General features: G+C 36.4%; 21 protein-coding genes. All 21 read left to right on the forward strand.

The genetic code is table 11. From position 1 onward, the window contains the following. The first annotated feature begins 127 nt into the window (after positions 1-127). The 21 genes from N0K80_RS06665 (at position 128) to zwf (ending at position 24,717) form a co-directional block, all read left to right on the forward strand. Complete coding sequence (locus tag N0K80_RS06665) at positions 128-640, forward strand: YbaK/EbsC family protein (RefSeq protein ID WP_407932692.1); 513 nt, start codon at positions 128-130, stop codon at positions 638-640. Positions 641-681: 41 nt separating this feature from the next. Continuing rightward, positions 682-1,554: a methyltransferase domain-containing protein gene (locus N0K80_RS06670; RefSeq protein ID WP_269024209.1), complete on the forward strand. Its 873-nt coding sequence runs from the start codon at positions 682-684 to the stop codon at positions 1,552-1,554. Positions 1,555-1,731: 177 nt separating this feature from the next. Next, entirely contained in the window at positions 1,732-2,244 is a 513-nt protein-coding gene (gene trmL / locus N0K80_RS06675) for a tRNA (uridine(34)/cytosine(34)/5-carboxymethylaminomethyluridine(34)-2'-O)-methyltransferase TrmL (RefSeq protein ID WP_057974547.1), read from the forward strand. Between the two features lie 119 nt (positions 2,245-2,363). Next, complete coding sequence (locus N0K80_RS06680) at positions 2,364-2,669, forward strand: DUF1033 family protein (protein ID WP_146342958.1); 306 nt, start codon at positions 2,364-2,366, stop codon at positions 2,667-2,669. A gap of 111 nt (positions 2,670-2,780) precedes the next feature. Continuing rightward, positions 2,781-5,060, forward strand: coding sequence for an FtsK/SpoIIIE family DNA translocase (locus tag N0K80_RS06685; protein ID WP_269024208.1), 2,280 nt, complete (start codon positions 2,781-2,783; stop codon positions 5,058-5,060). A gap of 120 nt (positions 5,061-5,180) precedes the next feature. Further along, complete coding sequence (yfmF, locus tag N0K80_RS06690) at positions 5,181-6,434, forward strand: EF-P 5-aminopentanol modification-associated protein YfmF (protein WP_269024207.1); 1,254 nt, start codon at positions 5,181-5,183, stop codon at positions 6,432-6,434. After that, the gene (yfmH, locus tag N0K80_RS06695; RefSeq protein ID WP_269024206.1) at positions 6,434-7,738 is read left to right on the forward strand and encodes an EF-P 5-aminopentanol modification-associated protein YfmH; all 1,305 of its coding nucleotides are present in this window, start codon (positions 6,434-6,436) and stop codon (positions 7,736-7,738) included. The genes yfmF and yfmH overlap by 1 nt, the downstream gene beginning before the upstream one ends. Before the next feature lies 1 nt (position 7,739). Then, entirely contained in the window at positions 7,740-8,462 is a 723-nt protein-coding gene (gene ymfI / locus N0K80_RS06700; RefSeq protein WP_269008088.1) for an elongation factor P 5-aminopentanone reductase, read from the forward strand. Between the two features lie 88 nt (positions 8,463-8,550). Next, positions 8,551-9,405 (forward strand): helix-turn-helix domain-containing protein, encoded by an 855-nt coding sequence (locus tag N0K80_RS06705; protein WP_269024205.1) that lies wholly within the window; start codon positions 8,551-8,553, stop codon positions 9,403-9,405. A gap of 62 nt (positions 9,406-9,467) precedes the next feature. Continuing rightward, positions 9,468-10,055 (forward strand): CDP-diacylglycerol--glycerol-3-phosphate 3-phosphatidyltransferase, encoded by a 588-nt coding sequence (gene pgsA / locus N0K80_RS06710; RefSeq protein ID WP_146342964.1) that lies wholly within the window; start codon positions 9,468-9,470, stop codon positions 10,053-10,055. Positions 10,056-10,119: 64 nt separating this feature from the next. After that, positions 10,120-11,361, forward strand: a complete 1,242-nt coding sequence (locus N0K80_RS06715) for a competence/damage-inducible protein A (protein WP_269024204.1) — start codon at positions 10,120-10,122, stop codon at positions 11,359-11,361. Between the two features lie 147 nt (positions 11,362-11,508). After that, the gene (rny, locus tag N0K80_RS06720; RefSeq protein WP_146342966.1) at positions 11,509-13,083 is read left to right on the forward strand and encodes a ribonuclease Y; all 1,575 of its coding nucleotides are present in this window, start codon (positions 11,509-11,511) and stop codon (positions 13,081-13,083) included. A 134-nt stretch (positions 13,084-13,217) separates the two neighbouring features. Then, positions 13,218-14,018, forward strand: coding sequence for a TIGR00282 family metallophosphoesterase (locus N0K80_RS06725; RefSeq protein ID WP_269024203.1), 801 nt, complete (start codon positions 13,218-13,220; stop codon positions 14,016-14,018). 26 nt (positions 14,019-14,044) lie between these two features. Next, positions 14,045-16,624, forward strand: coding sequence for a DNA mismatch repair protein MutS (gene mutS / locus N0K80_RS06730; protein WP_269024202.1), 2,580 nt, complete (start codon positions 14,045-14,047; stop codon positions 16,622-16,624). A gap of 16 nt (positions 16,625-16,640) precedes the next feature. After that, positions 16,641-18,614, forward strand: a complete 1,974-nt coding sequence (mutL, locus tag N0K80_RS06735; RefSeq protein WP_269024201.1) for a DNA mismatch repair endonuclease MutL — start codon at positions 16,641-16,643, stop codon at positions 18,612-18,614. A 136-nt stretch (positions 18,615-18,750) separates the two neighbouring features. Further along, positions 18,751-19,365: a Holliday junction branch migration protein RuvA gene (gene ruvA / locus N0K80_RS06740; RefSeq protein ID WP_112251517.1), complete on the forward strand. Its 615-nt coding sequence runs from the start codon at positions 18,751-18,753 to the stop codon at positions 19,363-19,365. Positions 19,366-19,380: 15 nt separating this feature from the next. Further along, a complete protein-coding gene (ruvB, locus tag N0K80_RS06745) occupies positions 19,381-20,397 on the forward strand; it encodes a Holliday junction branch migration DNA helicase RuvB (RefSeq protein WP_146342969.1) in 1,017 nt (338 codons plus the stop codon). A 17-nt stretch (positions 20,398-20,414) separates the two neighbouring features. Continuing rightward, on the forward strand, positions 20,415-21,455 hold the full coding sequence (queA, locus tag N0K80_RS06750; protein WP_407932693.1) for a tRNA preQ1(34) S-adenosylmethionine ribosyltransferase-isomerase QueA: 1,041 nt from the start codon (positions 20,415-20,417) through the stop codon (positions 21,453-21,455). 16 nt (positions 21,456-21,471) lie between these two features. After that, positions 21,472-22,617 (forward strand): tRNA guanosine(34) transglycosylase Tgt, encoded by a 1,146-nt coding sequence (tgt, locus tag N0K80_RS06755; protein ID WP_057974563.1) that lies wholly within the window; start codon positions 21,472-21,474, stop codon positions 22,615-22,617. A gap of 84 nt (positions 22,618-22,701) precedes the next feature. Beyond that, positions 22,702-23,061, forward strand: coding sequence for a preprotein translocase subunit YajC (yajC, locus tag N0K80_RS06760; protein ID WP_057974564.1), 360 nt, complete (start codon positions 22,702-22,704; stop codon positions 23,059-23,061). A gap of 168 nt (positions 23,062-23,229) precedes the next feature. After that, entirely contained in the window at positions 23,230-24,717 is a 1,488-nt protein-coding gene (zwf, locus tag N0K80_RS06765; protein ID WP_269024200.1) for a glucose-6-phosphate dehydrogenase, read from the forward strand. Positions 24,718-24,839 lie beyond the last annotated feature (122 nt).

Raw genomic sequence — 24,839 nt, forward strand, 5'->3', positions numbered from 1 at the left:
AATTAATATCAGTAACCAATGGATAATTTACGCTATTTTACGATTGAAGTCAACTTATTTACATTATTAATCGAAAATTAAACAATAATGCGAGAGGGAAGGTCATCGTGCTATAATCATTTTGGGAGTGATTAACATCGTAAAAAAAGAAAAAGTTAAAAAAACAAATGACGAACGCATTTTAGATCAACACCACATTGAATTTGAGAGCTATAGTTTTGATTTCTTGGGTGGCCGACAAATGGATTCAAGTAAAGAAGCTAAAGAACTTGGAACCGATGAACGAAGTATTTTAAAAACAATTGTTTTACAGGGAAGTAATGGTGACAGAGACTATGTGGTCGTTTGTCTACCTATTACCTTTGAAATTGATTTAAAATTAGTCGCGCGCGAATTGAATGAAAAACAATTACATTTGGCAGATAATAAAAATTTGATTAATATTACCGGATACGTTCATGGTGCTAATACACCAATTGGTATCAATATACGAAAAGGATTTCCAATTTATTTCGACGAACGCATCCAAGAATTCGACAAAATTTGGGTTTCAGCTGGAAAAGTTGGACGATCTGTTGGCGTAAAACGTGAAGAACTAGTGGCATTAGTTAAAGGCCATTACATTAACATTGAAAAGTAGATACCCATTAAATTAAATGATAAAAAAGGAATAAAGATAAATTGAAAAAAATTGAGAAGAGTACCATATTTTTAAAAAATAAAATAGATCTATTTAGATGTCCTGTCTGCTTGCAACCTTATATCGAGATTAAAGGCCAGACAATGATTTGCCCAGATGATCATCAGGTTGATTTATCTAAAAAGGGAACTCTTTATTTCTTAAACCATGGTGTGAAAAGTGATTATGAATTGGATATGTGGCTGGCTCGTAGACAATTATTGCAAGCTGGTTTGTTTAAACCAATCACCGATAAAATCTTGGAACAACTTTCAGAAGAAAACGAAACAATTATGGATGTTGGTTGCGGAGAAGGGACACCATTACACAATATTGAAATTGCTCGCCAGAACAATCAGGATACTTATGTGGGGTTTGATATATCGAAGGATGCCATTAATTATGCGACCCAACAGGAAACGGACGCTTTTTACTGTATTGCCGATTTAGCTAAGTTACCTTTCAATAACCAATCGTTCTCAACTATTATTGATATTTTTTCTCCCTCCGCTTACGCAGAATTTGATCGTGTTTTGGAGGAGAACGGACAGTTATTGAAAATCATTCCAAATTCAAATTATTTGGTTGAGTTACGTGAACTTTTATACAATGAGGAAAGTCATAATAGAAGTTACAGTAATGAAAAAGTTTTAAACCTTTTCAAAGAGAAATATCCTGATTCTGAACAAATCGTTATTAGTTATCAGTTTGATATTCCGGAAGGTTTATTTCCGGCACTACTCGAGATGACACCGTTACATTGGGGTGCCACATCAGATAATCAGGCTAAGGCTAAAGCGCATCCCCTCAAACAAATCACGGTGGATGTAACCTTATTAAAGCATCGTAAAAATAAGTCAGAATCGGTGTTGTAACAAATAAAATGCTGTGTTATTATGAATATACGAATTCGGTTGTTTAGAAACTGTCGACAATGTTGTCAGTTTCTGGAAATTGGTCTTCATTAACGTATCTTTTCGCCGTGCCCACACCGAAATGATGCGTTTTTTTGTTGCCTAAAAATACTTGGACCATTTGGAAGGATGTTACTTTTGACAAATCATATAGCGCTTTTTGAACCACTTATGCCCGCAAACACAGGTAATATTGCTAGAACTTGTGCCGGAACGGATACTGAATTACATTTAATTGAACCACTCGGATTTTCAACAGACGATAAATATTTAAAGCGTGCTGGACTTGATTATTGGGATAAAGTAAAAATTACTTATCATAAAAATTTGCAAGATTTTTTGGAAACTATTCCGGATCAAAAACAACTCTTTTTGGTTTCTAAGTTCGCACCGCAAACTTATTCACAGGTTGATTACACGGATGTGGATAAAGATTATTACTTCTTGTTTGGTAAGGAGACAACAGGACTTCCTGAAAATTTTATGCGCCAAAATGAAGAAAAGGCTATTCGAATCCCGCAGGATGATACGCATATTCGTGCCTTGAACCTGTCTAATTCAGCCGCAATCGTCATTTATGAAGCCTTGAGACAGCAAGATTTCCCCAACTTGGATAAAACACATACGTATGAAAACGATAAATTAAAATAAAGGGCCTGAGCATTTTTTAAACTAGATTTTCATAAATAAGTTATACTTACTTTTGAGTTATGAAAAGGGCCATCATTTATGGTAAATAAGTATTTTATAAAATGAAAGGATGATCTAGTTTGTTTCAAGTAATAACAATATTTGGATTTGACGAACCCTGGTGGTTCTTCGATGATTGGAAAACGCATATTCAGGAGACCGTAGAGTTTGATTCAATGGACGATGCAGTTTTATTTTTTGAAAAACAAGCCGATATATTTACGGCTAAGTTTAGTCATCAAAAAAGTAAACGTCAGTTTTTAACGGCATTCTGGGATGATAAGCAACTTGATTATTGTGCGGATTGTGGCGATGATTTACAGTTGTATCAAGGATTGATGATAGTTAAAGATGGTAAAGAAATAGCACCAGTAAAAGAGAGTTAATAACGATTATGTTATTAGCTCTCTTTTTTTTAAAATGCGTGAATTGGCCACGTGCGGTATTCGAGATATGGTATAATTTGAATATTCATTTTAGTAGAAGGAGGAACTGTTTTGGCTCAAAAAGCAAAGAAAAGAAAAAAACGTCCCACAAAAAAAACAGTTCAATACAAATTTTCTAAAAATATAATTGGCGCTATATTTTTATTATTTGGCATTCTTGGCGTTTTAGCGCTAGGGTACTTGGGAACTTTATTCGCTAACGTTTTCCGTTTATTCGTTGGAAACACTTATCAATTTGCGCTATTGATTCTTGGTGTCTATGGTAGTTATTTAATGGTTATGGGCAAAGAGCCCAGCTTGAAAAAGCGTATTGGCTGGGGCTCATTGATACTATACATTGGTGTATTAGTATTTTTAGAGGCGTGGTTTGTTGGACATTCGGACGTACATAATCAGTTTATTCAGTACACATGGGGGACATTAGTCTCAGATTTTCGTCAGTCAGCGGTTGGATCGACTGTTGGCGGTGGGATGATTGGAGCAAGTCTATACCAGCTGTCTCACTTTTTGGTTTCACAAGCTGGAACGTATATCGTTAGTACGCTTTTCATTTTAGCGGGATTATTTATTATTTTTAATTTATCATTTTCAGAAGTGATGTATACCGTTCACCGCTATCTTAATGTCATTATTGCTTGGTCAAGAGAAGGTATCCGCCGTAGTAAAGTGGCATTTAATAGTTTTAAAGAGGAAAGACAAGAAAATGAGATGGATTTGGAAGAAGAAAAACCTAAACCATTGGCTGATCGGAAACCTACAGTTCAGGAAATAGAACCTGAATCCAATCTAGATATTGGTAAGCTACCAATTATTACGCAACAAGAACCGGATCCAGAACCAGAAGTAAGCGATGAACCTAGTTTATTAGCAAGCGTGGTTGCAGAAGATAATGAAGATTATCAGTTACCACCAGTTACACTGTTAACTAAAATCCCCAAAGAAGACCAAAGTGGCGAATATAAAACAATTGAAAAAAACACGAAAATATTGCAACAAACGTTTGAAAGTTTTGGCGTTGACGTTGAAATTAAAAGTGTGAGTTTAGGACCATCAGTTACTGAATACGAACTACATCCGGCAATTGGTGTTAAAGTTAGTAAAATTGTTAATCTTGCGGATGACTTGGCATTAGCGCTCGCCGCCAAAGATATTCGGATTGAGGCGCCAATTCCTGGTAAATCACTGATTGGAATTGAAGTGCCAAACTCTAAAATTTCAATGGTATCGTTCAGGGATGTTATTGAATCACAACAAAAAAATCCAACGCCGGACAAGGTTCTTGAAGTACCATTGGGTCGAGATGTTTCGGGTCAATTAGTAACGGCAGATCTAACGACAATGCCACATTTGTTAATTGCCGGGTCGACAGGAAGTGGTAAGTCTGTTGCAATTAACGGTATCATTACAAGTTTATTAATGAATACGAAGCCGAACCAAGTTAAGTTTATGTTAATTGATCCTAAAAAAGTTGAACTAGGTGTCTATAATGGGATACCGCATCTATTGACACCCGTTGTCACGAATCCTAAAAAGGCATCACGTGCTTTGCACAAAGTGGTTTCTGAAATGGAAAGACGGTATGAATTATTTGCGGATGCCAGTCAGCGTAATATTTCAGGATATAATGAAATGATCACGCAAGAGAATAAGAACGACGGTCAAAAAAGGGCAACATTGCCTTATATCGTGGTTATTGTTGACGAATTAGCAGATTTAATGATGGTCGCTTCGAATGAAGTTGAAGATGCCATTATTAGGTTAGCACAGATGGCCAGAGCGGCCGGAATCCATATGATTTTGGCGACTCAACGACCATCAGTTGATGTTATTACGGGCTTAATTAAGGCGAATGTACCATCACGAATGGCTTTTGCCGTTTCAAGTGGTATCGATTCAAGAACAATTATTGATAGTAACGGGGCTGAAAAGCTCTTAGGACGTGGAGATATGTTGTTCTTGCCAATGGGATTGAATAAACCAATTCGGGTGCAGGATGCGTATATCTCGGATAAGGACGTTGAGAGTGTCATTCAATTTATTAAGAATCAACAGGAACCCCAGTATGATGAAACTATGATTGTGACAGATGATGAAACGGCTAATTCTGGGTCTTCAGCTGATTCGGAAGATGAGTTATACGGGGATGCCGTTAAACTAGTTGCGCATGAACAATCTTGTAGCGTATCCATGTTGCAAAGACGATTTAGAATTGGGTATAATCGAGCCGCGAGAATTGTTGATGAGATGGAAGCTAAGGGAATTGTTGGACCACCCGAGGGAAGTAAACCACGTAAAGTTTTAATAAATGAAGAAACTGATAGCCCAGATTAGGGTTGTCAGTTTTTTTATTGTTATTATGGACCGGTTATTACGAAACAATTAAATTTGTGTTTCACTAGTCTTTCAATTATTATGGTAAGAGAACGTCCGATTAAAAGGAGGCACATTTTTGTGCGTAAACAATTAAAAAATGGTATTAACTTAACCGTTATTGAAAATAGTCAATTTAAAACAAATAGAATCGTTATTAACTTTGTTGCACCTTTAGCTGGAGAAGAATCAGCAGAACGTATGCTGCTAGCTAATTTATTAGAAATTAGCAGTGCAAAATACCCATCTCAACAAAGATTAGCCGAGAAATTATCAGAACTTTATGGAGCTAGTTTTGGGATTACTGTTAGTAAAAAAGGAAATTACCATTTAATAAGCTTAATTTTAAATGGCGTAAATGATAAATTTTTGGAACACAAAACAGATAGTTTGAAAGAAATTTTTAATTTTATTAAAGAAATTATTTTTAATCCAAATGTGACTGATGGCCATTTTGATGAGGAAACATTTAAACGTCAAAAAGAAAATTTGATGATGTCAATTAGAAGTATTAGCGATGATAAACAATCATACGCGGGATTAGAATTACAAAAACTTTATTTTCAAAATGATCAAGCAATCCCAAGTTATGGCACAATTGAAGCCATCGATAAAATCACCGCAACTAGTCTATTTGAGTATTACAAGCAGATGCTTGCAACTAACCGAGTGGACATTTTTGTTATTGGTGAATTAGATGAAATAGAAACGGAAAGTATCGTTAAAATATTACCATTTACACCGAGAGATTTTGAGATGGTACCTATCTTCTATCATCAGGATGTCAAAGAAGTTGTGACTAAAGTCGAAACGCAAGCCGTTGCTCAAGGTAAATTGAATATGGCTTACCAGTTACCCGTTTACTACAGAGAAAGTGGCTACTATGCTGGGCTTATTTTTAATGGTGTTTTTGGTGGGTCACCGCTTGCTAAACTTTTTGTAAATGTTCGTGAAAAAGCTAGTTTGGCTTATTACGCTAGTAGTTCACTAGACACATTTAGAGGTATTTTAACTGTCCAAACTGGTATTGAATCACAAAATAAAGATAAAGTTATCGAAATTGTTCAACAACAATTGGATGACATCATCGCAGGTGATATTAGTGATGAATTATTAAATAAAACAAAAATGACCATGATTAATCAATATCAGAGTAGTCTTGATTCACAAATGGCATTAATTAATCAATCAATGGTTGATCAGTTGACACAGACGGAAGTTGGAACAACAGAATGGATTGATGGTATTAACGCCGTTGATAAATCTGCGGTTCAAGCTATCGCTCGTGAAGTTAAATTACAAGCAATCTTCTTTTTGAATGGGGAAATCAAATAATGAAAACATTAGAATACCCGCAGTTCGATGAAATATTATATACAGAAACTTTAGAAAATGGTCTGAAAGTCAACATTTTACCTCGTAAGGGATTTCATAAAACTTACGGTATTTTTACAACCAATTATGGTTCAGTAGATAGTGTCTTCGTGCCAATTGGTGAAGAGGAAATGATACACGTACCAGATGGTATCGCGCATTTCTTGGAACATAAAATGTTTGAAAAAGCAGATCATGATGCATTCGATTTGTTTGGCGAATATGGGGCTAGTGCGAATGCTTTCACTAGTTTCACGCGTACCAGTTACTTGTTTTCAAGTTCTAATCATATTCCTGAAAACATTGAAACATTGTTAGATTTTGTGCAGGATCCTTATTTCACGCCAGAAACGGTCGAAAAAGAAAAAGGTATTATTGGTCAAGAAATTCAAATGTACGACGATGATCCTAATTGGCGACTATATTTTGGAATCCTAGGTAACCTTTACCCAAATCATCCTGTCAGCAGTGATATCGCAGGGACAATTGAATCAATTGATAAGATTACTGCGGATGATTTATATAAATGTTATGAAACCTTTTACCATCCAAGTAATATGAATCTATTTATTGTTGGCAATGTTGATCCTGAGGAAACGTTAGCTTTAATTAAAGCTAACCAAGGTCGTAAGAATTTCCCAGAAGCAGCAGAATCAATTAAGCGATCAATTCCTGAAATTCAAGTTGATGGGTCAGACATTATGCCATATCGGGCAACTGAAATGGAAATCCAACGGGCTAAAACAATTGTTGGAATTAAAGGATTAGATGATGTTCCTGAAGGCCGTGATGGCTTGAAATATAAAGAAACAATTCATATGTTGCTTTACCTCTTGTTTGGGGATACTGCTCCTCAATATATGAAGTTGTATGACGAAGGAACACTAGACGATTCATTTGGATACGAATTTGAAATTGAACGTGGCTTTCATTTTGCAAGTATCAGCGGTGATACAGATAATCCACAAAAATTATCAGATGCTATTATTAACATTTTGGAGAACGCGGCGGATTATTTAGCTGACGCGGATGCTCAATTTGAACTAGCTAAGCGTGAGATGTTAGGACAATCAATTCAATCAATGAATTCTCTTGAAAGCATTGCAAATCAATACGATGGCGATCTATTTAATGACGCTACTGTCTTTGATCGAGCACCAATTATCGAAAACATGACCTTAGATCAAGTTCGTCAAGGTGCCAAAGACTTTATTCGCTCTGAAGCAATTAGTGTTTACCAAATTATGGCTAAAGAGGACAAATAAGGTGAGCTGGGCAGTTATTTTTGGTGCATCCGGTGATATCGGTCAAATGATTGCGAGGCAATTAGCGGACGCGGGTTGGTCGTTGACGATGCATTATTATCAAAATGAACAAGTAATTACAACATTGACAGATGAGTTGAGAAAAAATTATCCAAAACAGGATTTTTTACCGCTACAATTTGATATGACAACGTCTGATGTTGAAGCCGTGACATCACAATTATTTGCGGTTGACGCATTAATATTTGCGGAGGGAACAACTTCTTATCATTTATTTAATGAGGCCCCAATGGCTGATTTGGATAAAATGATGAAAATGCAGGTTCAAACACCGTTAGCGTTAATCCAGAAATTGGAGCCTAAATTAGCACTAAATCATTTCGGACGTATTATCTTTATTGGTTCGATTTATGGAGGTGTTGGAAGTCCAATGGAGGTTCTGTACAGTACGGTTAAGGGTGCGCTGTCTGCCTTTTCCAATGCATATAGCAAGGAAGTTGCGTCATTAGGCATCACAGTTAATGTTGTAGCGCCGGGAGCGGTAGATACAAAAATGAATCAACAATTTTCTGAAGAAACAAAAAAAATGATTTCAAATGAAATTCCAATTGGTCGATTTGCTCATCCTGAAGAGATTGGTTTCTGGGTGAAGCAATTATTGGCCAAAGAGGCAGGGTACCTCACCGGACAAACAATTTACGTGTCCGGCGGATGGTTGAAATAAAATAATAAAATTTTAATAAATTGGGCATAGAGACTATGTTATACTGGGCTTTAGAAGATTAACTATTAAACTAAGTGGAGAATTTGATATGAGTGAAATTGGAAAGAAATTACAAGAAGCGAGAATAAATAAAGGTTACACGTTGGATGATTTACAACAAATGACGAAGATTCAAAAACGTTATTTAATCGCGATTGAGGACGAGAATTTTTCTGATTTACCAGGAGATTTTTATGTCCGCGCATTTGTTAAACAATATGCAGAAACGGTCGATTTGGATGCGAATGAATTATTGGGAGAATTCAATGAAACTGTTCCAGATGAACCAGAGGCAGTAGTTACAAAAGAACGAGTATCACGTTCTGAAAAATCTGCGGGACTTCCTAAAGATGGTAAATTTGATAAATTCATGTCGTATTTACCAACAATTATTATTGTTGTCATTGTTTTAGGGATTTTGGGAACCATTTATGGTGTAACATTAAACAATAAAAATACGGATACTCAAATTGAAAGTTCAAGCTCTAAAGTATCGGTTTCAACTGATTCAAAGGCAAAATCTGAAAGTGCTAGCTCTGCATCATCAGAAACAAGCTCAAGTTCTTCGTCCGATAAGAAGACACAAAAATTAACATACGTTTCAGATACGGGTACAAACACCATCTATACGATGGAAAATGCACCAAAAACTTCTGAAATCAAGTTAACGGCTGCTGGTAGTGCAGCTTGGAGCTCAATTACAGCTGATGGCACACAATTATGGCAAGCAACGCTTGTATCAGATGCGAGTGATACTGTTTCAATTCCAGCTGGGACAAAGTCATTTGTCTTTAGTTTTGGAAATGCAACGGCTATGAGTATCACAATAAATGGCAAAAAATTTGATTTTACGAAAACAAATCCGGCCTTACAAGTTAGAACGGTTACCGTAAATATTCAATAAACAAAAATTGCCGGCAACGAGGTCTACGTTGTTGGCTTTTTTTGAAAAAAAGGGGAACAATTATGAATTTACCAAACAAATTAACGGTTGTCAGAATCATATTAATTCCAATCTTCATGTTGGTGTTATTATTACCACTTGATTGGGGAATGGTTACTTGGGCTGGCACTCAAATCGAAGTTACACATTTAGTTGGTGCGATTATTTTTGCGGCCGCTTCATTAACAGATTTTTTAGACGGTCAAATTGCGCGTCGACAACATTTAGTTTCTAATTTTGGAAAGTTTGCTGATCCATTGGCTGATAAAATGCTTGTAATGACTGCGTTTATTATTCTGGTCGCATTTAATCAAGTGCCATCTTGGGTAGCAGCAATCATTGTTTGTCGTGAACTTGCTGTCACTGGGTTGAGATTGATCATTGTTGAAAATGATGGTCAGGTTATGGCTGCGGCCATGCCAGGTAAAATTAAAACAACAACGCAAATGATCGCAATCATTTTGTTGTTCTTAAATAATGTATTGTTTGCAGCAATTAATGTACCAATGGCTGCTATCTTCCTTTACATTTGTTTATTCTTTACTATCTACTCGGGAATCGATTATTTTGTCCAAAATAGAGCGATTTTCTCAGATTCATTTGAAAAATAAAATGATTAGACTAAAACGGTTAACTGTTTTAGTCTTTTTTAATTAGAAATTAGGAGGCAACATTATGCACGCAGAGATAATTGCAGTTGGAACAGAAATTTTATTAGGACAAATTGTAAATACGAATAGCGCTTTTCTAGCAGATAAACTAGCGGATTTGGGCGTTAATGTGTTTTATCAAACAGTTGTTGGGGATAACGAAGCACGTATGTTAGAGACAATTGAAATTGCTTCTAAACGAAATGATTTAGTAATTTTATCCGGAGGACTTGGACCAACGGAAGATGATTTAACGAAACAAATGGTGGCTAAATTCTTAAATGAAAAGTTAGTTGAAAATAAAGATGCAATGCTGAAAATTGAAAATCATTTTGCGCAAACAGGTCGTAAAATGACTGAAAACAATAGATTACAAGCCTTATATATAGAGGGCTCAGTACCCATTAAAAACCATGCCGGAATGGCCGTTGGAGATTTTTATAAGGGTGCGGCATGCGATTTTCTACTATTACCCGGCCCACCCAATGAATTGAAAACAATGTTTAACAAAGAAGTTGAGGAACTATTGAAGCAAACATATAACTTAAATAGTCATCTTGAATCAAAGGTTCTACGTTTCTTTGGAATTGGGGAATCTAAACTGGTTACTGAACTAGAAGATATAATAGAAGCACAAACAAATCCTACGATTGCTCCTTATGCGAAGACTAACGAAGTTACTTTACGAATTACCGCGAGTGCTACAGAAGGAAAATCGGCCGAAAAATTAATTGGCGAGATGGAAACTAGTGTGTTAAATAGGGTAGGCAATTATTTTTATGGTTATGGGGATGATAATTCATTACAAAATGTGGTTGTGACCGAACTGATTAAAAATGATTTATCAATTTCTGCCGCAGAAAGTTTAACAGCTGGATTGTTTCAAAGTACTTTGGCTGAAGTCGCTGGCGTCTCAAAAGTTTATCCTGGCGGATTTGTGACGTATGCAAATGCAGTGAAATCTGACGTTTTAGGTATTCCGACTGAAACGATAAAAAAATATGGTGTTGTTAGTGAAAGTATTGCCAAACAGATGGCCGTACAAACACAAGATAAAATGAAAACGGACGTTGCCATCTCATTCACGGGTGTTGCTGGTCCAGATGAACTTGAAGGACAAAAAGCGGGAACCGTTTGGATTGGACTTGCCTTCAAAGATAATCCCGTCGTTGCAAAACAATTTCATTTTGCAGGGAACAGGGAAACGATTCGTCAAAGAAGTGTCTTAAGCGGACTTAAATGGATATTTGATGAAATTAATGAATAAATAATTAAAGCTAACAATGGATTGTTGTTGACAGCGGGGGGCAATTAACCGTAAAATACTAAAGTGTATATGAACAAAATAAAAAACATCTAAAAATTTATGATTAATTTAATTAATCATTGTTTGATGGTGCGGAGGTGGACTTTTATGGGAACTATAACAACCGTATTAATCCTCGCTATCATCGCTATTATTGCTTTAGTTGCTGGAATTTTTATTGGAATTGCATATAGAAAGTCAAATTTTGAAAAAACACTTGATGGTGCAACGCATACGGCCGAAGGTATTTTACAAAGTGCAATGAAAGATGCTGAGACTCAGAAAAAAGAAGCCGTTTTAGAGGCCAAAGAAGAAAGTCAAAGTTATCGTGATAAAATAGACAACGAGTTAAAGGAACGACGTTCAGAAATTCAAAAGCAAGAAAATCGAGTAATTCAACGTGAAGAAACTTTAGATCGTAAAGATGGCGCACTAGATAAACGCGAACAAACGCTTGAGAACAAAGAGAAAAAAGTAACGTCTGACCAAAAGCTTATTGACGTCAAACAACAAGAAGCAACTTCACTTATCCAGGCACAACAAGAAGAACTTGAAAGAGTTGCTTCTCTAACACAAACACAAGCACAATCCATTATTATGGACGATACAAAAGAATCATTGAGTCATGAACGAGCTGTAATGATTAAAGAAAGTGATAAGCAAGCTAAAGCAGAGGCTGATCGTAATGCTAAAGACTTAGTTGCTCAAGCTATCCAAAGAAGTGCAGCAGACATGGTTTCTGAAACAACTGTTTCATTAGTAACCTTGCCAAATGACGAAATGAAAGGCCGTATTATTGGTCGTGAAGGTCGTAATATTCGAACATTAGAAACCTTAACAGGAATCGATTTGATTATTGATGATACGCCTGAAGCAGTTGTTTTAAGTGGGTTTGATCCAGTTCGTCGTGAAATTGCTAAGATGACACTTGAAAAATTAATTCAAGATGGTCGTATTCATCCAGCACGAATCGAAGAAATGGTTGAAAAATCACGTAAAGAAATGGATGAGAAGATTCGTGAATTAGGTGAACAAACAACCTTTGATCTCGGACTTCATACAATTCATCCAGACTTAATTAAAACAATTGGTCGCTTGAATTATCGAACAAGTTATGGTCAAAATGTGTTAAGCCATTCTATTGAAGTTGCCAAGATAGCAGGTGTGTTAGCCGCTGAATTGGGTGAAGATGTTACATTAGCAAAACGCGCAGGATTGTTACATGATATTGGGAAAGCAGTTGATCATGAAGTTGATGGTTCGCATGTGGAAATTGGGCTTGAATTAGCTAAGAAGTATAAAGAAAATGATGTTGTTATTAACACCATTGCCTCACATCATGGTGATGTTGAAGCTAAGTATACGATTGCTATTCTGGTTGCGGCAGCTGATGCTGTCTCAGCAGCAAGACCTGGTGCACGAAGTGAATCATTAGAAAATTATATTCATAGACTTGAAAAACTTGAAGATATTACTCATGAATTTAAGGGTGTTCAGAAAAGTTATGCAATTCAAGCTGGTCGTGAAGTACGTGTTATTGTCACACCAAATGAAGTTAATGACATTCAAGCAACTGTTTTAGCTCGAGATATTAAAAATAGAATTGAAGATGAACTCGAATATCCAGGTCACATTAAAGTGACCGTAGTTCGAGAAACAAGAGCAATTGAGTACGCAAAATAAATAAAAAGACGGTGATGATTTAAGATTAACTTCTTAAATCATCATTTTTTGTCTAATGACTTTTTTAATTGGATTTCTATATAAAAAGAAAGAATGTTAAACTGGTTAATATATATTAAGAAAAGAGGACGACCATGCGTTTATTATTTATCGGAGATGTTGTTGGTGATTCAGGCCAACAAATGATTAAGGAGTACTTGCCAAAATTAAAAAGAAAATTTCATCCACAGGCAACCATTGTGAATGGTGAGAATGCAACAAAAGGCCGAGGAATTAATGAATCAGTTTATAAGTCATTCCTTCAAACGGGTGCCGATGTTGTTACAATGGGTAATCATACTTGGGATAACCGTGAGATTCAGGATTTTATTGGCGGTGCAAAGAAATTAATTCGACCAGCTAATTTTTCAGCAAATCAAGTACCTGGAATTGGTCATACGATCATTAATATTAATCAACAGAAATTAGCTGTAATTGACTTACAAGGACGTGTCTTTATGACGCCTTCAGATGATCCTTTTGCAGTTGTTCAAGATATTTTAGAAGAAGTAAAAAAAGAAACAGATTTCATTTTTATTGATTTCCATGCTGAGACAACGAGCGAGAAAGAAGCTATCGCATGGTTTTTAGATGGACAAGTATCAGCCGTTGTAGGAACTCATACGCATGTACCGACAAATGATGCGCGTATCTTACCCAAAGGAACTGCATTTATGTCAGATGTTGGTATGACGGGCCCTTATGATGGTATTTTGGGCATGAAACGTGAAAATGTGATTGGACGATTCTTATCACAAATGCCTACACGATTTGAAGTTGATGAAACAGGACGTCAAACATTATCGGCTTGTGTCATTGATATAGATGACAAAACGGGACATGCTAAGAAAATCTTCCCCGTTTTAATCAACGATGATCATCCTTTCATGGACTAAATTAAAAATAGGAGGGCATCTCGACTATGCCGCAAAAAACGAAACAGACACCAATGATGATTCAATATTTCGACATTAAAGCACAGTATCCTGATGCTTTTTTGTTTTACCGTTTGGGAGATTTTTATGAATTATTTTACGACGATGCCATTAAAGGCTCTCAACTATTAGAATTAACGTTAACGACACGCAATAAAAAAGCGGATGATCCAATTCCAATGTGTGGTGTTCCTCATCATGCCGCTCAAAACTATATTGATATTTTAGTTGAAAAAGGATATAAAGTCGCCATTTGTGAACAAGTCGAAGATCCTAAATTGGCTCAGGGTATGGTTAAGCGAGAAGTCGTTCAATTGGTTACACCAGGAACAACAATGGATAACGGTATAAATGAATCTAAAGAGAATAATTATTTAACAGCCGTCATTGAAGATGATGGGGTATTTGGTTTTGCTTATGTTGATTTATCAACAGGTGAACTTAAAACGAGTCGTCTGGATAACTTGGATAATTTAATTAACGAATTAATGAGTTTAAGAACGAAAGAAATTGTGATTAATAGTAGCTTATCCGATACAACAATTGAAACGTTGAAAAAGTTAAATATTATGCTCTCAATACAAGAACTTGGTGAAAGTCATGCTGAATCAAGCTACGCTATTCAAGACTTAACGGATTCATTAGAAGTGACTGTTGTCAAGGATTTATTGACGTACCTTTCAGTCACACAAAAGCGCAGTTTAGACCATTTACAAAAAGCAGTTCATTATGAACCTGATTTTTTCTTGAAAATGGATCATTATTCAAAATACAATCTCGAATTAATGCAAAATATTCGAACGGGTAAAAAACAGGGGACCTTACTCTGGTTACTTGATGATACAAAAACGGCAATGGGTGGTCGGTTACTTAAACAATGGATTGACAGACCGCTTATTAACTATGCCGAGATTTTAGACCGCCAAAACAAGGTTGATTTACTGATTAATCATTATTTTGAACGCAGCACGTTACAAGAAGAATTAGTTAAGGTTTATGATTTAGAGAGGCTGGCCGGACGTGTTGCTTTTGGGAGCGTGAACGGACGAGATTTAGTTCAACTTAAGCTATCACTTAAGCAAGTACCCAAAATTAAATACGTATTGGAAGAAATTAACGATGGGACTTTTTCCGATGTTATTAATAAGTTAGACCCAGTTGATGACGTCGCTAATTTGATTGAACGCGCAATTGTTGAAGAGCCACCATTATCGGTGACCGATGGACATTTAATTAAACAGGGATACAATGATCAGCTTGACGTCTACCAAGATGCCATGAAAAATGGTAAACAATGGTTGGCAGAGATGGAAGCAAAAGAACGAGAATTAACGGGAATAAAAAACCTTAAAATCGGATTTAACCGTGTTTTCGGCTACTTTATTGAGGTAACCAAATCTAATATTGTAAATGTGCCAAAAGATCGATATGAACGCAAACAGACGCTAACTAATGCTGAGCGTTATATTACGCCTGAGTTAAAAGAACGAGAAAGTATCATTTTAGGAGCCGAAAGTAAGGCGATTGATTTAGAATATAAATTATTCGTTGAAATTAGAGAAACTGTTAAAAAATCGATTGAACGCCTACAATTGTTGGCGCAAGGGATTGCGACACTAGATGTTTTACAAAGTTTTGCAGTTGTCAGTGAAGATTCACATTTTGTGAAACCACTCTTATTAAAAGAAGGTCATCAATTGGCAATTACAGCTGGTTGGCACCCGGTAGTCGAAAAAGTTATGGGGAAACAAAGTTATATTCCAAATGATGTTAATATGCCAGAAACACTAGATATATTGTTAATTACGGGACCAAATATGTCCGGTAAAAGTACGTACATGCGCCAATTGGCATTGACCGTTGTGATGGCTCAAATTGGATGTTTTGTACCAGCAGAAGCAGCTAAAATGCCTATTTTTGATCAAATATTTACCCGGATTGGTGCAGCCGATGATCTTATTTCGGGACAGAGCACATTCATGGTTGAGATGAAAGAAGCTAATCAGGCACTTAAAAATGCGACAGAGAACAGTTTAATCTTATTCGATGAACTTGGTCGGGGAACGGCAACGTACGATGGTATGGCACTTGCACAAGCTATTATTGAGTACGTGGATAAACATGTTCATGCCAAGACACTTTTTTCAACTCATTACCATGAATTAACGGTACTTGAAGAAACAGTTAAATCTTTAAAAAATGTCCATGTAGGAGCTATTGAGGAAAATGGTGAATTAGTCTTCTTACACAAAATTCAAGATGGCGCCGCAGATAAGTCATATGGGATTCATGTTGCTAAATTAGCAGGGATGCCCACGGAATTATTAAGTCGAGCAACGTTAATTTTGGATGATTTAGAGCAAAAAAATGAACATTCAAATACATCATCGAATTCTCAATTAACCATTAATGAAGAAGAAACACAGTTATCTTTATTTACGACTGAAGAGTTATCGAAAGACCAGTCAGCAGTTATGGATGAACTTAAAGCACTTAACTTGATGAATATGACGCCAAGAGATATTATGAACGTCTTATACGATTGGCAAGAGAAATTGAACAAATAAGACTGAAGGTGATTAAATGACGAAAATAATCGAGTTACCCACAATTTTAGCGGATCAAATTGCTGCTGGTGAAGTGGTTGAAAGACCCGCATCCGTTGTGAAAGAACTAGTTGAAAATGCAATTGACGCACATGCTACACAAATTGACGTTGTCGTTGAAGAAGCCGGACTTAAATCAATTAAAATTATTGATAATGGGGACGGTATTGAATCATCGCAAGTTGAAAATGCGTTTAAACGGCACGCCACAAGTAAAATAACGACAAGAGAAGATTTATTTAAAATTAGTACCTTAGGTTTCCGTGGTGAGGCATTACCCAGTATTGCGTCAGTTGCTAAAGTAACTATGAATACAGCAGTTGCTGGACAATCCGGGGCTTTTATTGCAGTTAATGGTGGCAAGATAGTTGATGAAAAATCATCTGCTAGTCGTAAAGGAACGGAAATAACCGTTTCTGACTTATTTTTTAATACGCCTGCTAGATTAAAGTACGTCAAGTCATTACAAACTGAAATGTCAGTTATTAGTGACATGATGAACCGACTGGCAATGAGTCACACAACTATTTCTTTCTCATTGACACATGGAGACAAGGAAGTGCTGAGAACAACTGGTAATGGTCAATTACAACAGACTATCTCTGCCATTTATGGCGTAAAGAGTGCGCGTCAAATGCTGGAATTTAGTGGTCACGATTTAGATTTTAAAATCAGCGGTTATACATCTTTACCAGAATTGACACGCGCCGGACGACAATTTATCTCTATCTTAATTAATGGCCGTTATGTTAAAAATACTAGTTTGAATAAGGCTATTATTAAGGGGTATGGATCAAAATTAATGGTTGGACGGTATCCAGTTACGGTTTTAAATATCCAATTGGACCCTTTGTTAGTTGATGTTAATGTTCATCCAACGAAGCAAGAAGTGCGGTTAAGCAAGGAACCCGAGTTAATTGAATTAATTAAAAAAGTAATCTACGAACGAATTGCTAAGGAAAATTTAATTCCGGAAGCATTAGAAAATTTGAGTTCAAAAAAACGCGAAAAGATAGATACCGATCAACTACAGTTTGATTTAAATGAAGCCTCAAGTAAATATCAATCTAAACCTAGTTTTGTGTTGGGAAAAAAGAAAATGGTAGCTAGCACACCGGTTGATATCAGCAGTAGCGAGAAACTAAATGAGTTGTCAGAAGCAATTGAGCCAATCTCAATTCAAGTTACCGAACAATTAGAATCAAAGCGTGTTAGTGATTTTGAAAGTCGGTATGCTAACGAGGATAATTTAGAACCATTTTCAATTGATCAGCGAGTTAATCTAGTTGATGAAAAAGAAATCGGCAATGAAGAAGAGCTGACGACCAAGAAAAGTGAACAAAGATTTCCGGATTTAAAATATATTGGACAAATGCATGGTACGTATTTATTTACGGAGTCTGAGGATGGACTGTATATTTTAGATCAGCATGCTGCGCAAGAACGGATTAATTATGAGTTTTATCGAAAGCAAATTGGTGAAGTTTCTAGTGATTCACAAAATTTATTGGTTCCTATCGTTCTGGAGTACACGGCAAGTGAAGCTATGATTATTACCGAGCATACAGAGATATTGTCAGAAGTTGGACTCGTTCTTGAACCGTTTGGTCAGAATAGTTTTATTATTCGACAACACCCAACGTGGTTTAAAGAAGGCCAAGAGGAGAGTACAATCAGAGAAATGATTGACTACTTGTTAGCGGATGGTAAAATATCGATTGCAGAGTTTAGAGAAAAATCAGCGATTATGATGAGTTGTAAGCGAGCAATTAAAGCAAACCATCATCTTGATGATCGACAATCTAAAGCGCTGATAGCTGATCTAAAGAGTGTGGAAAACCCATTTAATTGTCCGCACGGACGTCCAGTACTGGTTCATTTTTCAAATCAAGATATGGAACATTTTTTTAAACGAATTCAAGAGTCGCATCAAACGGGTCATGAAGGTTAAATTTAGAGTCAATTATTGCCGAATACTTGGCGATGATTGATTTTTTTGTAAGGTAAGGAGCACCTGTATAAATAAGTGGTCTATGGTACACTATTAAAAGTAGAATGATGTAGATTAAGAAAAGTGGGAAAATGATATGTATGAGTATTTTATTGGACAGATAACTGCTGTAACGCCTTTTTATCTTGTTTTGGAAGTAAATGGAATAGGGTATCAAATTTTTGTTGCTAACCCATTTAGGTATCAAGAAGATACCGAAAAACCCGTTAAAGTTTTTGTTTATCAGGCGATTCGTGAAAATGATATGACGTTATTTGGGTTTTATGATTTGGATGAAAAAAAATTATTTGAAAAGTTATTAAATGTATCTGGAATTGGTCCTAAGAGTGCACTTGCAATCTTAGCAAATGATGACCACCGTGGCTTAGTAAATGCGATTAATACAGAAGATGTTAGTTACCTGATTAAGTTTCCAGGTGTTGGTAAGAAAACAGCCCAACAAATTGTGCTTGATTTGAAAGGTAAGTTGGATGACATTGAAGGTCAGGCGGCAACAATGCCAGGCCAACAATCGCTTGATTTTATTCCGTCACAAGCATCACCATTTATGAAAGAAAGTCTTGAAGCTTTATCTGCATTAGGTTATTCTCAACGTGAGATTAAAGCCATCAGTAAGAATTTAACTTCGTTTGAGGCTGATTCAACGGATGCTTACTTACGAGAAGGTCTAAAATTATTAATGAAAAAATAAAAGGAGGTCGATAAGATGACAGAACAACGGATTATTTCAAATGAACCTGAAGATAATCAGGAAGAATCCATTGAAAAGTCGCTGCGTCCCCAATTTTTATCACAATATATTGGTCAAGATAAAGTAAAAAACGAATTAAGTGTTTATATCCAAGCCGCAAGGCAACGCGAAGAAGCACTTGATCATGTCTTATTGTATGGACCACCTGGGTTAGGTAAAACAACACTTGCAATGGTCATTGCTAATGAAATGCAAGTTCAAATAAGAACAACAAGTGGACCCGCAATTGAAAAATCCGGAGATCTTGTGGCGCTTTTAAATGAATTACAACCTGGAGATATTTTATTTATTGATGAAATTCATCGTTTACCAAAAATGGTAGAAGAAATGTTGTACTCGGCTATGGAAGATTTTTTTGTCGACATTGTTGTCGGACAAGGACCTACCGCTCACCCCGTGCATTTTCCGTTACCACCATTTACCTTAATTGGTGCGACAACTCGAGCTGGATTATTATCGGCACCTTTGCGGGATCGGTTTGGAATCGTTGAACATATGGCGTATTACAATCAGTCTGATTTACAAGAAATTGTGATCCGTTCTGCCGATATCTTCAATACAAAGATTGAAGAAAGTGGTGCGCATGAATTGGCTCGTCGATCACGAGGAACGCCAAGAATTGCCAATCGTTTATTAAAAAGAGTTCGTGATTTTGCGGAAGTCTCCGACCAAAGCGAAATTAATCAAATGACGGCTGATCATGCGTTAAACTTGTTAGCTGTGGATAATCGCGGGTTGGATGAAACGGATCGGAAATTATTAGAAACCATGATTGATTTTTATCAAGGTGGACCGGTGGGCTTAAGTACCCTGGCAGCAAATATTGGTGAAGAGACAGAAACCATCGCTGAGATGGTTGAACCTTATTTGATGCAAATTGGGTTTATCAAACGAACGCCAAGAGGACGGGTTGCTACAATGGAAGCTTACGAGCACCTGAATCGACCTTATGATTTTGACGAGAACAAATAGAGAAGGATGACGATATTTTGACTAAACAACTAAGTACTGAAGACTTTGATTATGAATTACCTCAAGCCTTAATTGCGCAAACGCCATTAGAAGAACGTGACGCGTCACGGATGTTGGTTTTGGATCATGAGACTGGCGATATCCAAGATGACTATTTCTACAATGTAATTGATCAATTAAACGCGGGGGATGCATTGGTTATGAATGATTCCCGGGTAATGCCTGCTAGAATTCATGGAATCAGGCCCGATACTGGTGGTCACATTGAAGTGTTATTGTTAAATAATACCGATGGTGACAACTGGGAAACCTTGGTGAAGCCTGCTAAAAAAATGAAGATTGGTTCTGTGATTAGCTTTGGTGATGGTCGACTGACGGCAACTATTACAAAGGAATTAGAACATGGTGGTCGAATGATTCGATTTGATTATGATGGGATTTTTATGGAGATTTTGAATGAACTTGGTGAAATGCCATTGCCTCCTTATATTAAAGAAACGCTTGAAGATCAAGAAATGTATCAAACCGTTTATTCAAAAGAGGTTGGATCGGCCGCAGCACCTACGGCAGGGTTACATTTTACAACACAGTTATTAGAAAAAATAGAAGCAAAAGGTGTTCATTTGGTTTACCTGACGTTACACGTTGGGCTAGGAACATTTAGACCTGTTAGTGAGACAAATATTGAAGATCATAAAATGCATAGCGAGTTTTATCGATTAACAGCTGACTCGGCTAAAATGTTAAATGAGGTACGACAATTGGGCGGCAAGATTATTGCAACCGGAACAACCTCAATTAGAACGCTTGAAACAATTGGATCAAAATTTAACGGTGATATTCAGGCTGACAGTGGTTGGACTGAAATTTTCATTAAACCCGGTTATGAATTCAAGGTCGTTGAAGGGTTTATCACTAATTTTCATTTACCAAAATCAACATTGGTGATGTTGGTTGCGGCATTTACAGGAAGAGAAAATATATTAAACGCGTATAAGCATGCGGTTGATGCTAAGTATCGGTTCTTTAGTTTCGGCGATGCAATGTACATTAAATAGAATGGAGAATTAATAAATGGTAGAACCAGCAATTAAGTATCGCTTAATCAAAAAAGATAAACGAACTGGTGCTAGACTTGGTGAGATTATTACGCCGCATGGGACATTTCCAACGCCGATGTTCATGCCCGTGGGTACATTAGCTTCAGTAAAATCTATGGCACCTGAAGAGTTAGATGAACTGGGTGCTAATATTATTTTATCGAATACGTACCATTTATGGTTACGACCCGGTGAAGATATCGTTCAAGAAGCCGGCGGACTGCATAAATTTATGAACTGGGATAAAGGTATTTTAACTGATTCAGGTGGTTTCCAAGTTTTCTCATTAGCTAAGATGCGTGATATTAGTGAAGAGGGCGTTAAATTCAAGAGTCATTTGAATGGCGCCAACTTATTTTTATCGCCAGAAAAAGCCATTCATGTTGAGAACGCATTAGGTGCTGATATCATGATGAGTTTTGATGAATGTCCACCATTTTCAGAAAGCTATGATTATATTAGTAAATCAGTTGATCGGACGAGTCGTTGGGCTGAACGTGGTCTTAAGGCACATTTGAACCCTAAAGAACAAGCATTGTTTGGGATTGTTCAAGGTGGCGGTCATCGTAACTTGAGAGAACGTAGCGCACGCGATTTGGTCTCGATGGATTTCCCCGGTTACTCAATCGGTGGATTATCTGTTGGTGAATCGAAAGCTGAAATGAATCGCGTTTTAGATTTTACAACACCGTTATTACCTGAAGACAAACCTCGTTATTTGATGGGCGTCGGTTCAGCGGATGCCTTGATTGATGGGGTATTACGTGGAATTGATATGTTTGACTGCGTACTGCCAACACGAATTGCCAGAAATGGAACGACAATGACTTCAATGGGTCGCGTGGTCGTAAAAAATGCTAAATACGAACGCGATTTTAGACCATTGGATGAAAATTGCGATTGTTATACATGTAAAAATTATACACGTGCTTACTTACGTCACTTAATTAAGGCGGACGAAACATTTGGTATTCGTTTAACGAGTTACCATAATTTATATTTCTTAACGCATTTAATGGCTGACGTTCGTCAAGCAATCATGGATGATAACTTATTGGAATTTCGTGAAGCATTTTTTGAACAATACGGCTTCTATGATAAAAATCCTAAGAATTTTTAAATTTATTTGAATAGGTATGGTGTTCAGTCAAGAAGTTTGATACCCTTGTATAGTAAGAAAATAGAAAATAGAGGTGGCTAATTAATGCAATATAGTAGTATTTTAATGATTGTGGCGTTATTCGTTTTGATGTATTTCATGATGATTCGCCCACAAAAAAAACAACAACAAAAACAACAAGATATGATGAACCAATTAAAACCTGGGGATGCAGTTGTTACTATCGGTCGTTTACATGGTGTTATTGATAGCTTTGATGAAGAAGCAAAAACAGTTACGCTTGATTGTGACGGTATTTTCTTAACATTCGAACGTTCAGCAATTGCACGCGTACTTCCAGCCGCTGTTGAAGTAACACCCGCAGCTAAAGAAGAACCAGCTGTTAAAGAAGAAGTTATTGAAACAAAAACTGAAGAAGATAAAGCTTCATCAGACGAAAAATAGATATTTTTAAGTATTAACTTTGATCTAATTAAGGTTAATACTTTTTTTATTGCCTGTTTTAAGACCAAGTTTCTTGTTTATTTTAATAATAAAATGTAAACTTATATTATTGATTTTGATACTAATAAAGAGGACTGAGACCTCAAAAAACGAGAGTGGTGTGAAGTAATGGAAACTCAACAAAAAGCATTATTTATTATCTTTGGTGGAACCGGTGATTTGGCAAAACGTAAATTATATCCTTCTCTTTTCAAGTTATTTGAAAAAGGGTTTTTAAATGAAAATTTTGCCGTTATTGGGACTGCAAGACGTCCTTGGACAGACGATTTTTATCGAAATGTCGTTACTGAATCCTTAGCTGGTGTTAGTGAAGATAAAACTAAAATCGCTGATTTCGCCTCACATTTTTATTATCAATCGCATGATGTAACTGATGTTGCGCACTACATAACGTTAAAGAAATTGGCTGACGACCTTGATGCTAAATATCAAATTGAGGGTAATCGTATGTTTTACTTGGCAATGTCACCTCAATTCTTTGGGACGATTGCAACTCATTTAGGCTCTCAAAACTTAGTTACTAAAAATGGATTTAATCGTTTAATCATTGAAAAACCATTCGGCCGAGATTTTGAAAGTGCCAAGAAATTAAACGATGAGATTACAAATACTTTTGATGAAAGCCAAATATTTAGAATTGATCATTACTTGGGTAAAGAAATGATTCAAAATATTCCGGCTATCCGCTTTGGTAATATAATTACGCAAACATTGTGGAACAATAAATATATCGATAATATTCAATTAACATTAAGTGAATCATTAGGCGTTGAAGAACGCGGTGGTTACTATGAAACAAGTGGTGCTATGCGTGATATGTTCCAAAATCACATTATGCAGGTAGTGTCATTGTTAACGATGGATATGCCAAAAGAATTTGTTGCTTCAGAAATTCGTAAAGAGAAATTGAAAGCTTTAGAGGCTATTCGTGTTTTAAAACCTGAAGAGGTTGATGCAAACTTTGTTCGTGGACAATATGGAGCTAACGAGGCAGGAACTGAAAAGGCCTACCGCGATGAAGAACAAATTGCACCAGATTCGATGATGGAAACATTTATTGCTGGACGCTTAATGATTGATAACGAGCGTTGGTCAGGTGTACCAGTGTACGTTCGAAGTGGTAAACGTCTCGTTGAAAAAAATACCGAAATCAATATTGTTTTTAAAAATGTTGAAAAAAATATTTTTGGAACGAGTGATGAACATGAACATTTAGGTAAAGATGTGTTAACAATCACGATTGAACCTGATGAACGTTTCAGACTAACAATTAATACTAAAGAAATTGGTCAAGGTTTTAATACAAATAAAACTAATTTGGATTACGTTAATTCTCCCGAGACGAAAGCTAATACGCCAGAAGCATACGAAAAATTACTTTTGGATGCTTTGAACGGGATTGCGATTAACTTTGCGCATTGGAATGAAGTTGCTAAAGCTTGGAATGTGGCAGACGTCATTTTGAATTCATGGCATAATAACGATGATGACAAGACGGTATTCCCTAACTACCTGAGCGGTTCTATGGGCCCCGAAGCATCAGCCAAGTTATTAACAGATGATGGTAATTACTGGATCTATAATCCTGAAAAATAATTAAAAGTAACGTTTCGATGGTAATCGAGGCGTTATTTTTTTTTGCAAACGATTCTTTATTGAAGATAGGACGGGTAAGAAGTCAAAGTGATAGATAACAAGGACGAACGATTAGTTTTAAA

The sequence above is a fragment of the Dellaglioa carnosa genome (genome assembly GCF_026948345.1).
GTDB lineage: Bacteria > Bacillota > Bacilli > Lactobacillales > Lactobacillaceae > Dellaglioa > Dellaglioa algida.